Below are 12,865 nucleotides of genomic sequence, written 5' to 3' on the forward strand. Positions count from 1 at the left end.
CGCCAGGCGCCAGCATCACGCTGCAAATCCGGTTTGGGATCCCAAAACCATTGACATGGAACTGTCCACGATCTACCGTCATATTTGGGATCCCAAATCAGCACTCGGTGGAGAAATCCTCACTTCCCACCCCAATTCCCACCCGGTCCTGTATCACCGACTCACCGCCCAGGAGGGCTAAATGTCGATCAACTCCCAAACCAAAGGTTCCGTTTCCGACGCCCCGACGAAGGGCGGCGGGAACTCAATGAAGAGGGTCGTCGCCGCGAGCTTCGTCGGCACCACCCTTGAGTACTACGACTTCTTCGCGTACAGCACAGCAGCCGCCATCGTCTTCCCCATCCTGTTCTTCCCCGGCTCGGACCCGGCCACCGGCCTCCTGCTGGCGCTGGCTACCTACGCGGTAGGCTACGTAGTCCGGCCGCTGGGCGCCGCGATCTTCGGCCACTTCGGTGACAAGATCGGCCGGAAGAACGTCCTGGTCACCACCCTGCTCCTGATGGGCCTGGCGAGTGCCGCCGTCGGACTCCTGCCCACCTACGAGAACATCGGCGTCTGGGCCCCGATCCTGCTGGTCTCCCTGCGCTTCCTGCAGGGCATCGGCATCGGCGGCGAATGGGGCGGCGCCGCCCTCATGGTCACCGAGTCGGACAAGAGCGGCCGCCGCGGCTTCTTCGGCAGCCTGGTCCAGAGCGCGGCCCCCACCGGCCTGCTGCTGGCCACCGGCATCTTCACCCTGATGACCTCCGTACTCGCCAAGGACGCGTTCCTGTCCTGGGGCTGGCGCATCCCGTTCCTGATCAGCTTCCTGCTGGTGGCCATCGGCCTCTACATCCGGATGAAGCTCGCCGAATCCCCCGTCTTCGAAGCTGCAGAGAGGAAGGCCGGCGAGAAGAAGCAGGAAGAGGTCAAGGCCCCGCTGCTCTACGTCTTCACGCACTACAAGAAAGCCCTGGCCCTGGCCGTCGGTGCCCGGATCGGCAGCGACATCGCGTTCTACATCTTCGCCCTGTTTGTCCTCGTCTACGGCACCGAACACCTCGGCCTGCCCAAGAGCCTGGCCCTTGCAGCCTCCACCGTTTCCGCCGTCGCACAGATGATCGCCATCCCGCTGTTCGGTGCGCTCTCGGACAAGGTGGGCCGCCGCCCGGTGATGATCGGCGGCGCCGTAGCCGGCATCATCTACAGCTTCGTGTTCATCGCGATGCTCAACTCCAGGGATCCGTTCCTGGTGATGATCGCCCCCGCCATCGGCCTGGTGATCGTGGCCGCGATGTACGCCCCCGTGGCGTCCTTCATCCCCGAACTGTTCCCCACCAAGGTCCGCTACACCGGTGCCGCAGTCGGCTTCCAGTTGGCGGGAGTCTTCGGCGGCGGCTTCGCCCCGCTGATCGCCATCCAACTGATCACCCTCACCAGCACCGGGTTCTCCGTGGCCGGGTACCTGTCCGCGGCCCTGCTGCTGATGGTCTACTGCGTCTTTGTTGCCAAGGAAACATCCAAGATCGCCATGACCGACGCCGGCAAGCTGACCGCCGCGGCAAAGTAGAGGTCCGCAAATGAACAACACCGTCCTGCCTCCCGCAGAGCCCACCAGCGAACAGCTGACCGGCCTGTCCATGGTGGAGTGGGCCGCCGCCCTGCGGGAACGCCGGCTGACCGCCGTCGAATGCCTGGAACAGCACCTTGGGCGGATCGCCCAGGCGAATCCGCGCCTGAACGCCGTGGTCACCCTCAACCCGTTGGCCCGTGAAGAGGCCGAGGCTGCGGATGCGGCAGCCGCGGAAGGCCGGCTCCTGGGCCCGCTCCACGGGGTCCCGTTCACAGTGAAGGACACGCTGGCCACCAAGGGATTGCGGACGACGGCGGGAAGTCCCCTTCTGGGGGACTACGTTCCGGAGCAGTCAGCGACGGCGGTCCGCCGCCTGCAGGAGGCAGGCGCGGTGTTGTTGGGCAAGGGCAACTGCTCGGAATTCGCGGTGGAAACGCACAGCCGCAACCCGCTCTTCGGAGACACCTGGAACCCCTGGGACACCAGCCTCACCCCGGGCGGTTCCACGGGCGGGGACAGCGCGGCTGTGGCCTCGGGCATGAGTGCCTTCGGGATCGGCACCGACTTCGGCGGCTCCATCCGCTGGCCGGCGCACTGCACCGGCATCGCCAGCCTGCGCCCCACCCCGGGCCTGGTCCCGGAGACCGGGCTGCTGCCCTACGTTCCGCCGGCGGACGGCAGCCTTCCCGCCCCGAACTCGATGTCCGCCCTGCACCGGCTGGGCACCGTGGCCTGGCTGGCCCGCAGCGTGGAGGACCTCGCCGTGCTGCTCGGCATCCTCGCCGGGCCGGACGGCGTCGATCCCTCCACCGTGCCGGTGCCACTGGGCGGTCCGGTGGATTCCCTGGCCGGCATCACCGCGGCCTGGTTCGAGGACGAGGGCACCTACCCCGTCCGGGACGATCTCGTGGCCGCCGTCCGGAACGCCGCGGAGGTTCTCGAAGGCCAGGGCGTTCCTGTAACGCACGGCCGGCCGCCGGGCATCGAGCGGGCAGCAACTGCCTTCGTGGCCCTCCGCACCGCCGAGGGGATGCCCGAGGTCGTGGAGCTTGCCACGGGCCGCGAGGATGAACTCGGCGCCAATCTCGGCACGTCCCTGCTGGGTGCCACACCGGGCACCGTGGTTCAGTACCGCCGGGCCGCCGCGGAGCGGGATGCCATCCGGGCCCGGGTCCTGGGCTTTATGGAGGAACACAACATCCTGCTCCTCCCGGTGGCGAGCGTACCGGCGTCGGATCCCCGGATCCGGAGCTTCACCGTCAGCGGCAAGGATATTCCCTGGACCGAGCTGGGATCGTGCTGCCGGGCCATCAGCATCCTCGGTTGCCCGGTGGCAGTGGTCCCGTGCGGGCTGTCCAACGAAGGGCTGCCGGTGGGCATCCAGGTGGTGGGCCGGCCTTACCGCGACCGCGAGGTACTGGCCGTGGCCGCGGCACTGGAACGGGCGTTTGGCCGCTTCAGCCCTCCCCCGTTGAGTTCCCGGCGGGCGGACTGAACAGAAATGGATGCCGCCGAGGACGTAGAGTCACTCAAAAACCACGAATGGAGCAAAGATGCTGGCTGCACCTGAGAACCCCAACACGGACCGCCCCCTGCGGGAAGCCGTGCGCGATACCCTGCGCACCAGGATCTTCGAAGGGCATTACGCGCCCGGCACCCGGCTCGTGGAACGCGACCTTGCCGCGGAATTCAACGTCTCCCGGCTCCCGGTCAGGGAAGCCCTCCGGATGCTCCGCCAGGAAGGCCTCATCCGGGACCGCGCCTCCCGGGGCATGGAGGTCAGCGGACTGAGCGCCAAGGACGTTGAGGACCTTTTCGATGTCCGCCAGTCCCTTGAGGTCCTCGCCTGCCGCCTGGCCGCCGCGCGCGCCACCGAGGCAGACCTTGAGCAGCTCCAGGGACTCCTGGACGAGGCGGACCGCTGCCTTGCCAAGGGCGCCATCATGGATGCCCACCGCGCCAACAGCGAATTCCACGATGCAATCACCCGCATCGCCAACAACGACTTCCTGCGTTCGGCACTGGAACCCCTCCAGGGCCGTATGCACTGGCTTTTCCGCCACGTCAGCGACCTCCCGGAACTGATCCAGGAACACCGTGAGCTCTACGGAGCCATCGCCAGCGGCGACCCGGAACGCGCAGCCGTCCAATCGGCGTCGCACATCGGTAAGTACCGCGAGCAGTTCCCCGAAGACTCCCCCGCAGCCGAACTCACCCTCCAACGGAAACGAACATGAAACTCCTCGTCATCAACCCCAACATCAGCAACGACGTGACCGCCCTGATCGAGGCCGAAGCCCTGCGCTCGGCCAGACCTGACACCGAGTTGGTCGTACGGACCGCCGGGCACGGCGTCGAATACATCGAAACCCGCTTTGAATCCCTGATCGCCGCCGGCGCCGTCGCCGAGATCATCGCCGAGTACCACGGCCAGGTGGACGGCATCGTCGTCGCCGCTTTCGGCGATCCAGGCATGCCGGCCCTCAAGGAACTGGTGGACGTTCCGGTCATCGGCATCACCGAGGCTGCCCTCTGCGCCGCAGCCCTGCAGGGCCAGCGCTTCTCCATCATCGCCATCTCAGACCGCATCACCGCCTGGTACCGGGACTGCGTTGAACACTTCGGCCTCGGCGGCCGGCTGGCCTCCATCCGGTCCATCAACCAGAGCCTGAACTCGATCGGCTCCGTGCAGGCTGACTTCAAGGAAACCCTCCTGGCACTCAGCCGGCAGGCAGTCGCGGAGGACGGCGCCGACGTCGTGATCCTCGCAGGTGCCCCGCTCGCCGGACTGGCCCGCGACCTTGAAGGGCAGATCCCCGTTCCCGTGGTGGACGGCATCTCCGCAGGCATCCGGATGACCGAAGCCGTCGTCGCCCTGCAGTCCGGCTTCCACCGCCAGGGCGCCTTCGCGCCGCCGCCCGTCAAGCGCCGCAGCGGACTGTCCGAAAACCTCGACGCCGCCCTCGCCGCCGCGCAGGCCAACGTCACCGCCCCGGCCGCACGGCCAGCCACGCAGAAGTAGGAGGACAACGATGTCCCACACCCCAGATCTCGTCATCGCCCACGGCACCGTGGTCAACAGCTTCGGCCGGCAGGCCGCGCACGTGGTGGTCGACGGCGGCCGCATCACCCAGCTCGTCGACGCCTCCCAGCCCGTGCCCGCAGCCACCCGCACCGTGGACGCCAGCGGCCGGCTGGTGATTCCCGGCGGCGTTGACGCCCACTGCCACGTGGCCCAGGTGACCGGCCGCTTCCGCACCCTGGACGACTACCGCACCACCTCCACGGCAGCGCTGTGGGGCGGCACCACCACCATCATCGACTTCGGCATTCCCCGCGACGCCCAGGAAACCCCGCTGGACGCGGTGCTGAACAAGAAACGTCTTGCCGCCGAATCACGCTGCGACGTGGCCCTGCACGGCTCCGTGGTCAGCTGGGACGAGACCGTGCCCTGGCAGCTGGAGCAGCTCGCCGCCGAAGGTGTGCGCTCCGTGAAGATGTACACCACCAACCGCGGCTCCACCATGGCCGACGGCGACACCATCCTGAAGGTCATGCGTGAAATGGTCCGGCTGGACGGCCTCACCTACATCCACGCCGAGCACGACGCCATCATCGCCGACTGCACGGAACAGCACGCCGCGGACGGCCGCATCGGGATCGAACACCTGCACCGCACCCGGCCGGAGCTGGCCGAGGAAACCTCCGTCAAGGAAACCCTCGCCATGGCCGAGTACACCGGAGCTCCCGTGTACTTCGTGCACCAGTCAACCCCCGGGGCCGTGGACCTGGTCACCGAAGCCCGCGGGCGCGGCCAGGAAGCGTACTCCGAGACCTGCCCGCACTACCTGACCCTCGACGACACCGTCTACGGCGGCGCCTTCCCCGAGTGGTACGCCTGCTGCCCGCCCATGCGCAGCGCCGAAACCGTGGCTGCCCTCAAGGAACGCCTCGCGGCCGGGGCCATCCACACCGTGGCATCGGACCACTCCTGCTACGACCTCTCGCAGAAACGCGAGCGCACCGACGACGTCCGCTTCATGCCGCACGGCCTCCCCGGCGTCGAGACCCGCATGCCCGTCACCTTCACCGCCCTCGTTTCCGAATCGGGCGGCTCCGTGGAGGACTTCGTGGAGGTCTTCTCCGCGGGCCCGGCCCGGATCAACGCCCTGCCGCGCAAGGGCGCCATCGTGGAAGGGTTCGACGCCGACCTGGTCGTTTTCGATCCCGCTTCAGAACGCCTCGTCGACGGCGGCGCGCTGCACATGGGTACTGATTTCTCGCCGTTCGAGGGGAAGGCACTGACCGGCTGGCCCGCCGTCGTCGTCTCCGCCGGGCGTGTGGTGGTGGACGGCGCCGGCTTCCAGGATCCCGGCCCTGTGGGCCGCTTCGTGGCCCGCAACGGCTTCACCGAACACCGCGACGCCCTGTCACCGCTGACCCCCGCACCCCTCTCAGCAGCAAAGTAGGACCACCATGCCTTCCGTAACACGCAAAACCCGCATCGGCATGATCGTGCCGTCCTCCAATACCTGCCTGGAGCCGCAGAGCTACCGCATCCTGGGCGACCGGGACGACGTCACCATCCACTTCACCCGGATCCCCGTCACCCGGATCGCCCTGGATGACTCCTCGGACAAGCAGTTTGATCCCGCCGTCATGCGCACCGCCGCCGGGCTGCTGGCCACGGCCGACGTGGATGTCATCGCCTGGAACGGCACGTCCGGCTCGTGGCTCGGCGCGGACCACGACCGGGAGCTGGTCGCCGAAATCACCGACGCGACCGGCATCCCGGCCACCACGTCCACGCTCGCGTACCTGGAGGCTTTCGAGTCCTTCGGCACGGAGCGGATCGGGCTTTTCACGCCGTACACGGAGGACGTCAACCGCGCGGTCATGGACTCCTACCAGCGGGACGGCATCAAGACCATCGGCCACCGCGCCCTGGGGCTCAGCGACAACGAGTCGTTCGCCCGGGTCACGGACGACGAGATGCGGCCGGGTTCGCTGGAGCTGGCCGCAGCCCGGCCGGATGCCCTGGTCTACCTCTGCACCAACCTCTACGGCGCCAACATCGCGGCGGAAGTGGAGGCAGAAACCGGCGTTCCGGTGCTGGACTCCGTGGCCGTGACACTGTGGCACTGCCTCAAACTTGCCGGGTCCCCCTTGCTCGCACCAAGGTGGGGCAGGCTGCTGGCCGGCTAAGACGCCCGGCAACCTGCAGGCCAGCGGCCTGCAGTTCCCGCAGCCCAGGCAAGAACCGACGGCGGCCCGCCCACTGGGAGCGGGCCGCCGTCGAACCTTTAAAATCTGTGCCCCGGAACTGCCTGCGCCCGGGCTGCCGGTGCGTTACGGCGGCCGGTGCGTTACATCCGGATTGTGAGGGCGGACGGCTCCAGGGTCATCAGGACATGCTTGCCCTCGCCCTCGTGGTCGCCGTCGAGCTGGTAGTCATCGTTGTGTTCGAGGGTGATCTCCACGGATTTGCCCTGGAAGTATTCAACCGAGGTGTCCTTGCCCTTCCCCTTGCCGATCATGCCGGCGATCACGGAGAACCAGCCGAGCTTTCCCCGGGGCGCCAGGACCACCACGTCGAGGAGGCCATCGTCCACCTTGGCGTCGGGGAAGATCTCCAGGCCGCCCTGGACCTTGCCGCAGTTGCCCACCATCACGCTGCGGACGCGGCGGTGGACCACGTCCTTGCCGTCGATCTGGATGGTGGCCTTGACGGGCTTGCCGGGCAGGTTCCGGATGCCGGCGTCCACGTAGGCCAGCCAGCCCACCTTGTCCTTGAGGTCCTCGTTGGTGTCGGCCATGATGGTGGCGTCGTAGCCCACGCCGGCCATCACCAGGAAGAGCTGCTCCTTGTCGGGGTCGTTCCGGCGGGCGCGGACGACGTCGATTTTCCGCTCGGTTCCCGTCAGGGCCCCGGCCATGGCACCGTCGAAGTCCGTGACGTCCATGCCCAGGTTGCGGGCCAGGAGGTTTCCCGTGCCGAAGGGGAGCAGGCCCATGGGCACGTCCCCGCCAGCGAGGACCTCGGCCACGCACCTAACGGTGCCGTCGCCGCCGGCGGCGATAACGACGGCGGCGCCCTGCTCAAGCGCCTCCTTCGCCTGGCCGACGCCCGGGTCCTCCTTGGTGGTTTCCAGCCAGATGGGCTCGCCCCAGCCGTTCTCCGAGCAGTGCTTCCCCGCCAGGGCACGCACGTCAACATCCACCGGCTTGGCGGGATTGATGATGATGGCCGCCCGCTTGGGGGCTTGGGAGCTGCTGTCAGTCATGGAGTCCTCCGGCTGGCGTGGGATGTACGTCTGCAGTAAGCGTACTTCCTATTTTTGGGCTTCCTGGTTCCGTGCGTTGATCCGGGACGACCGCACGATGGTGAACACACCGATGGCATCAACCACGGCGATGACAGCGATCATCCAGAACAGCCCCTGGCCTGCCACCAGGACCATGCCGATGACGCCGGTGACGACGGTCATGATGACCGGCATCAGCCAGACCGGACGGGCCGGCCGGGCTGCGGTGGACGCGTCGGGGGTGGTCTGCGGGTCGGTCATGGGGTGGCTCCTCGCGAAATGTCGGGGCAGGTATCAGTCTTGATCCTACGATCCGCAGGCTACAGCGCCTTCACCGCGCCCAGCACCTTGGCCAGGGAATCCTTGGCGTCGCCGAAGAGCAGGGAGGTCTGCGGTTCGTACAGCAGCTCGTTCTCGATTCCCGCGAATCCCGGCCGCATGGAGCGCTTCAGGAAAATCACCTGGCGGGCGTCGGACACCTCCAGGATGGGCATGCCGTAGATCGGCGACCCGGAGGACGTCTTTGCAGCCGGGTTGACGACGTCGTTGGCGCCCACCACCAGCGCCACGTCCGCCGTCCGGAACTCCGAGTTGATCTCGCCCATCTCCTTGAGCGACTCGTACGGCACGTTGGCCTCGGCCAGGAGCACGTTCATGTGCCCCGGCATCCGGCCCGCCACTGGGTGGATGGCGAAGTCCACCTCGATGCCGCGGGCCTCAAGGGCCAGCGCCAGTTCGGCGGCGGTGTGCTGTCCCTGCGCCACAGCCAGGCCGTAACCGGGCACGATGATCACCCGCTGCGCGTAGCCCAGCAGCACTGCGACGTCCTCTGCGCTGGAGGACCTGACGGGACGTTCGCTCACGGCGGTGGATCCCGCCGTCGAACCTCCCCGGAAGGCGCCGAACAGGATGCCTGCCACGCTGCGGCCCATCGCCGCGGCCATGGCCCGGGTGAGGATGGTACCGGAGGCGCCCACGAGCGTGCCAGCCACCACCAGCAGGACGTTGCCCAGCACCACGCCGGACGCGGCCACCGCCAGGCCGGTGAACGCGTTCAGCAGCGAGATGACGATGGGCACGTCCGCGCCGCCCACCGGGAGCACCAGCAGCACTCCGGCGGCGAGGCCCAGGACCATCAGCAGCACCGCGAGCGGCAGGGAACCGGTCAGGACGACGGCGACGGCGGCACCCACCGCGGCGAGCAGCACCGCTGCCATCACCACCGGCAGTCCGGGGAACACGACGGGGCGGGTGGTCATCAGCTCCTGGAGCTTGGCGAAAGTGACCCCGGATCCGGCGAAGGACACGGCTCCCACCAGGAGGGTGAAGACAATGGCGAGGCGCACCCACGGGTCCGCTGTGTGGCCGAGCTCCAGGAGTGCCACGAGGGCCGCGGCACCGCCGCCCACGCCGTTGAAGAGCGCCACGAGCTGGGGCATCTGGGTCATCTGTACGCGCCGGGCCACGGGTGCGGCCACGGCGGTGCCCACCGCGATGGCGCCGATGATCCAGGGAATGTTGTCCAGACGGGCGGACAGGAAGACCGTGATGACGGCCAACAGCGCGCCGAAGGCACCCACCAGGTTTCCGCGGCGCGCGGTGCGTGGGGAGCTGAGGCCGCGCAGTGCAAGGATGAAAAACACGGCGGCTATGAGGTAGAGGAGGGAGGTCCAGACCGGATCGAGGAGGGTCACTGTCCTTCCCCCTTGCCCGCGGCTGCCTTGCCGGCGGCTTCCTTCCGGCCGTGGAACATGTGCAGCATCCGGTCGGTGACCACAAAGCCGCCCACCAGGTTGGCGGTAGCCAGCACCACGGCGAGCAGCGCCACGGCCAGGATCACCGGGTCGGCGGCCTGGCCCGCCACGATGATGGCGCCCACGAGGATGATGCCGTGGATGGCGTTCGCCCCGGACATCAGCGGTGTGTGCAGCGTGCTGGAGACCTTGGAAACCACTTCGAAGCCGACAAAAACGGCCAGCACGGTGACGGTCAGCAGGCTCATGCCGTCCATCAGATTCCCCCCTCGCTGTGGACGCTGTCGACGTGGACGCCGTCGGCCTGGACCCTGGGTGAATGGTCGGGCAGCGCCGGGACGAGCGTGGCGAGGGCCTCCGCCGTGGGCAGGTGCCGCACCGCACCGTCGTGAGTGAGGCAGGCACCGGCCACCACATCGTCGTCGAAATCGGGGGCGACCACACCGTCCCGGGTCATCAGGGCGAGCAGGTTGGCCACGTTCTTGGCGTAGAGGCGGGATGCATCCGAGGCCATCGCTGACGGCGCGTCCTTCAGCCCCACCAGCGTGACGTAGCCCTGCCCGTCCGCGGTGGGCACCAGGATGTCCTCGCCGGGAACGGATCCCTCCACATTGCCGCCGGTCTCCGCGGCGAGGTCGACGACGACGGAACCGGGCCGCATGGCCTGCACCATCTGGCGGCTCACCAGGAGCGGCGCGCGCCTGCCGGGGACTGCCGCCGTCGTAATCAGGACATCCGCCTGGGCGACGTGCGGTGCGAGAAGTTCACGCTGGAGGGCGCCGCGGTCGGCGCTGAGTTCGCGGGCGTAGCCGCCGGAGGCCTCTGCTGTTTCGAGGTCGAGCCTGATAAAGGTGCCGCCCATGGATGCGACCTCGTCCGCGGAGGCCGGGCGGATGTCGTTGGCGGAGACGCGGGCGCCGAGCCGTTTGGCGGTGCCGATGGCCTGCAGCCCGGCCACCCCGGCACCGAGCACCAGCACCCGGGCGGGCGGTACCGTTCCGGCGGCGGTCATGTAGAGGGGGAAGAAGCGCGGCAGGCGGATGGCGGCTTCCAGGACGCAGCGGTAGCCGGCCACCAGGGCCTGGGAGCTGAGGGCATCCATGGACTGGGCGCGGGAGATGCGGGGCACCAGTTCCAGGGCGAAGGAGGTGACGCCGCCGTCAGCGAGCGCCTGGACGGTGGCCAGTTCGGACGACGGCGAGGCCATCCCCACGGTGAAGGCGCCGGATTTCAGCGACTTGGCTGTCGCCGGATCCAGGGGGCGGACGTGGACCAGGATGTCCAGGTCGGCTGGGTCAAGGGCCGGGACTGTGGTGGCGCCGGCATGCATGTATTCGTGGTCGCTATGTCCGGCCGGGTCCCCTGCCCCCGACTCAATCAGCACGTCCAGGCCGAGTCCGGCCAGTTGCTTGACCGTCTCCGGGGTGGCGGCCACGCGCCGTTCACCCTCATGGCGTTCCCGCGGTATGCCCAGTTTCACCCGCCAACTCCCCTCACAGCCGTGTGCGGCAGGGCCTCAGGGGTGGCGCCCGTCCGGTTGACCGGCGGGAACGTCGCGGAGCGGCACTGCTTCACGTAGTTGGCTAGAGTCTATGGCCCCCTGCGCGAACTGGCAGCTAATTCCCCCAGATTCGTGTTTTGGGGGTATTACGTGCCTGTTCGCGCGCTACCCCCGGGCGGTCAGGTCCGCCGAGATGAGCTTTGCCGTAGCCACGATTTCCTTCGCCACCGAGGCAAGGTACGCCTCAGGGTCCGGCTGGGCAGCGACGGACTGGGCCTGCAGGGAAACGTTCACCGCGGCCACCACCTTGGGTCCGTCCTGAACCGGGGCTGCCACGGACATCAGCCCAAGTTCCAGCTCCTGGTCCAGCAGGCACCAGCCCTGTGCGCGGACAGTGTCCAGGACTGCGAGCAGTTCCTGGGGTGTGCCCAGCGCGCGGGGTGTCAGCGGCTTGATCTCCGCGGCGGCCACGTAGGCCTTCAGTTCGGCCGGCGGCAGCGCGGCCAGCAGCACCCTGCCCATCGACGTGGCATACGCCGGGAAGCGGGTACCCACGGTGATGCCCACATTCATGATCCGGCGCGTGGTCACCCGGGCGATGTAGGCGATGTCCGTGCCGTCCAGGACCGCGGCGGAGGTGGACTCCCCAAGCTTCAGTGACAGTTCCTCCAGGTGCGGCTGGGCAAGCTGCGGCAGCGACAGCCCGGAGAGGTAGGCGTAGCCGAGCTGGAGCACCTTGGCCGTCAGCGCGAAGGTCTTGCCGTCGGTGCGGACGTAGCCCAGTTCCACCAGCGTGTGCAGGAAGCGCCGGGCGGTGGCCCGGGTCAGGTCCGTGCGGGCCGCGACTTCGGTGAGCGTCATCAGGGGGTGATCCGTGTCGAAAGCACGGATCACGGCCAGCCCGCGCGCCAGCGACTGCACGTACTGGTCGCCCGCCTGCGGAGCGGCCTGCGTGTCTGCTGGTGCGTTGGTCATGGTTACCAATCCTATTCGGCGCGAACTGGCACATAATCCCCTCAAATCAACGGGTTTGAGGGGATTACGTGCCAGTTCGCGCCGGGGGTGGGGGTGTTAAGGTACGACGGCGGGGGCTGCTGTGAGCGGGACCGGCACCAGTTCCTGGAGCTCCTCCAGCGTGCAGCCGAAGGTCTCGCGGACCTGGACGCCGCCGGGCCCGGTGAGGAACACCGCCTTGTCGGTGTACACGCGGGTCACGCAGCCGACGCCGGTGAGCGGGTAGGTGCAGGCCTCCACGATCTTGGACGCGCCCTCGCGGGTCAGGAGCGTCATCATCACGAACACGTCCTTGGCGCCGGTGGCGAGGTCCATCGCGCCGCCCACGGCGGGGATGGCGTCCGGCGCGCCGGTGTGCCAGTTGGCGAGGTCGCCGGTGGCCGAGACCTGGAACGCGCCGAGCACGCAGATGTCCAGGTGCCCGCCGCGCATGATCGCGAACGAGTCGGCGTGGTGGAAGTAGGACGCCCCCGGGAGTTCGGTGACGGGGATCTTGCCGGCGTTGATGAGGTCGCCGTCGATCTGCTCGCCCTTGGCTTCCGGGCCCATGCCCAGCATGCCGTTCTCGGTGTGCAGGGTGATGTCCCGGTCCGCGTTGAGGTAGTTGGAGACCAGGGTGGGCTGGCCGATGCCGAGGTTCACGAACGAGCCGGGCTTGATGTCCTTGGCCACGAGCCGGGCGAGGTCGTCACGGCCCAGCGGCGTCGCGGATGTCTGGATGGAAGTTTCGATGCTCATC

General features: G+C 68.3%; 13 protein-coding genes. 6 read left to right on the plus strand and 7 right to left on the minus strand.

Annotation, left to right across the window (positions count from 1 at the left end):
• Window positions 1-181: 181 nt before the first annotated feature.
• From EYS21_RS04125 to EYS21_RS04150, 6 genes are read left to right on the plus strand one after another with little or no spacing between them, the layout of a single operon-like run.
• Entirely contained in the window at window positions 182-1,549 is a 1,368-nt protein-coding gene (locus tag EYS21_RS04125; RefSeq protein ID WP_131131947.1) for an MFS transporter, read from the plus strand.
• A 10-nt stretch (window positions 1,550-1,559) separates the two neighbouring features.
• Complete coding sequence (locus tag EYS21_RS04130) at window positions 1,560-3,047, plus strand: amidase (RefSeq protein ID WP_131131948.1); 1,488 nt, start codon at window positions 1,560-1,562, stop codon at window positions 3,045-3,047.
• A 58-nt stretch (window positions 3,048-3,105) separates the two neighbouring features.
• Complete coding sequence (locus EYS21_RS04135) at window positions 3,106-3,789, plus strand: GntR family transcriptional regulator (RefSeq protein WP_131131949.1); 684 nt, start codon at window positions 3,106-3,108, stop codon at window positions 3,787-3,789.
• Window positions 3,786-4,574 carry an aspartate/glutamate racemase family protein gene (locus tag EYS21_RS04140; RefSeq protein WP_131131950.1) on the plus strand — a complete coding sequence of 263 codons (789 nt, stop codon included), beginning with the start codon at window positions 3,786-3,788 and terminating at the stop codon, window positions 4,572-4,574. The genes EYS21_RS04135 and EYS21_RS04140 overlap by 4 nt, the downstream gene beginning before the upstream one ends.
• Before the next feature lie 10 nt (window positions 4,575-4,584).
• Complete coding sequence (locus EYS21_RS04145) at window positions 4,585-6,021, plus strand: amidohydrolase family protein (RefSeq protein WP_131131951.1); 1,437 nt, start codon at window positions 4,585-4,587, stop codon at window positions 6,019-6,021.
• 7 nt (window positions 6,022-6,028) lie between these two features.
• A complete protein-coding gene (locus EYS21_RS04150) occupies window positions 6,029-6,757 on the plus strand; it encodes an aspartate/glutamate racemase family protein (protein WP_131131952.1) in 729 nt (242 codons plus the stop codon).
• A gap of 161 nt (window positions 6,758-6,918) precedes the next feature.
• Here the strand turns inward: EYS21_RS04150 and EYS21_RS04155 are convergent, their stop codons facing one another.
• From EYS21_RS04155 to EYS21_RS04185, 7 genes are all read right to left on the minus strand, one after another.
• A complete protein-coding gene (locus EYS21_RS04155; protein WP_131131953.1) occupies window positions 6,919-7,836 on the minus strand; it encodes a diacylglycerol kinase family protein in 918 nt (305 codons plus the stop codon).
• Between the two features lie 48 nt (window positions 7,837-7,884).
• Window positions 7,885-8,118 carry a hypothetical protein gene (locus EYS21_RS04160; protein ID WP_131131954.1) on the minus strand — a complete coding sequence of 78 codons (234 nt, stop codon included), beginning with the start codon at window positions 8,116-8,118 and terminating at the stop codon, window positions 7,885-7,887.
• 59 nt (window positions 8,119-8,177) lie between these two features.
• Window positions 8,178-9,551, minus strand: coding sequence for an NAD(P)(+) transhydrogenase (Re/Si-specific) subunit beta (locus tag EYS21_RS04165; protein WP_131131955.1), 1,374 nt, complete (start codon window positions 9,549-9,551; stop codon window positions 8,178-8,180).
• Window positions 9,548-9,868, minus strand: a complete 321-nt coding sequence (locus EYS21_RS04170) for an NAD(P) transhydrogenase subunit alpha (RefSeq protein ID WP_131131956.1) — start codon at window positions 9,866-9,868, stop codon at window positions 9,548-9,550. Before EYS21_RS04170 ends, EYS21_RS04165 begins: the two co-directional genes overlap by 4 nt.
• Complete coding sequence (locus tag EYS21_RS04175) at window positions 9,868-11,091, minus strand: Re/Si-specific NAD(P)(+) transhydrogenase subunit alpha (RefSeq protein ID WP_131131957.1); 1,224 nt, start codon at window positions 11,089-11,091, stop codon at window positions 9,868-9,870. The genes EYS21_RS04170 and EYS21_RS04175 overlap by 1 nt, the downstream gene beginning before the upstream one ends.
• Before the next feature lie 186 nt (window positions 11,092-11,277).
• Complete coding sequence (locus EYS21_RS04180) at window positions 11,278-12,087, minus strand: IclR family transcriptional regulator C-terminal domain-containing protein (RefSeq protein WP_131131958.1); 810 nt, start codon at window positions 12,085-12,087, stop codon at window positions 11,278-11,280.
• 96 nt (window positions 12,088-12,183) lie between these two features.
• Window positions 12,184-12,864 carry a 3-oxoacid CoA-transferase subunit B gene (locus EYS21_RS04185; protein WP_131131959.1) on the minus strand — a complete coding sequence of 227 codons (681 nt, stop codon included), beginning with the start codon at window positions 12,862-12,864 and terminating at the stop codon, window positions 12,184-12,186.
• Window position 12,865: the final 1 nt, after the last annotated feature.

It is taken from the genome of Arthrobacter sp. S39, assembly GCF_004320525.1.
Taxonomy (GTDB): Bacteria; Actinomycetota; Actinomycetes; order Actinomycetales; family Micrococcaceae; genus Arthrobacter.

Coding starts and splice junctions, on each gene's coding strand:
- EYS21_RS04125 (WP_131131947.1), top strand. CDS start 182: ATGTCGATCAACTCCCAAACCAAAGGTTCCGTTTCCGACGCCCCGACG.
- EYS21_RS04130 (WP_131131948.1), top strand. CDS start 1,560: ATGAACAACACCGTCCTGCCTCCCGCAGAGCCCACCAGCGAACAGCTG.
- EYS21_RS04135 (WP_131131949.1), top strand. CDS start 3,106: ATGCTGGCTGCACCTGAGAACCCCAACACGGACCGCCCCCTGCGGGAA.
- EYS21_RS04140 (WP_131131950.1), top strand. CDS start 3,786: ATGAAACTCCTCGTCATCAACCCCAACATCAGCAACGACGTGACCGCC.
- EYS21_RS04145 (WP_131131951.1), top strand. CDS start 4,585: ATGTCCCACACCCCAGATCTCGTCATCGCCCACGGCACCGTGGTCAAC.
- EYS21_RS04150 (WP_131131952.1), top strand. CDS start 6,029: ATGCCTTCCGTAACACGCAAAACCCGCATCGGCATGATCGTGCCGTCC.
- EYS21_RS04155 (WP_131131953.1), bottom strand. CDS start 7,836: ATGACTGACAGCAGCTCCCAAGCCCCCAAGCGGGCGGCCATCATCATC.
- EYS21_RS04160 (WP_131131954.1), bottom strand. CDS start 8,118: ATGACCGACCCGCAGACCACCCCCGACGCGTCCACCGCAGCCCGGCCG.
- EYS21_RS04170 (WP_131131956.1), bottom strand. CDS start 9,868: ATGGACGGCATGAGCCTGCTGACCGTCACCGTGCTGGCCGTTTTTGTC.
- EYS21_RS04180 (WP_131131958.1), bottom strand. CDS start 12,087: ATGACCAACGCACCAGCAGACACGCAGGCCGCTCCGCAGGCGGGCGAC.
- EYS21_RS04185 (WP_131131959.1), bottom strand. CDS start 12,864: ATGAGCATCGAAACTTCCATCCAGACATCCGCGACGCCGCTGGGCCGT.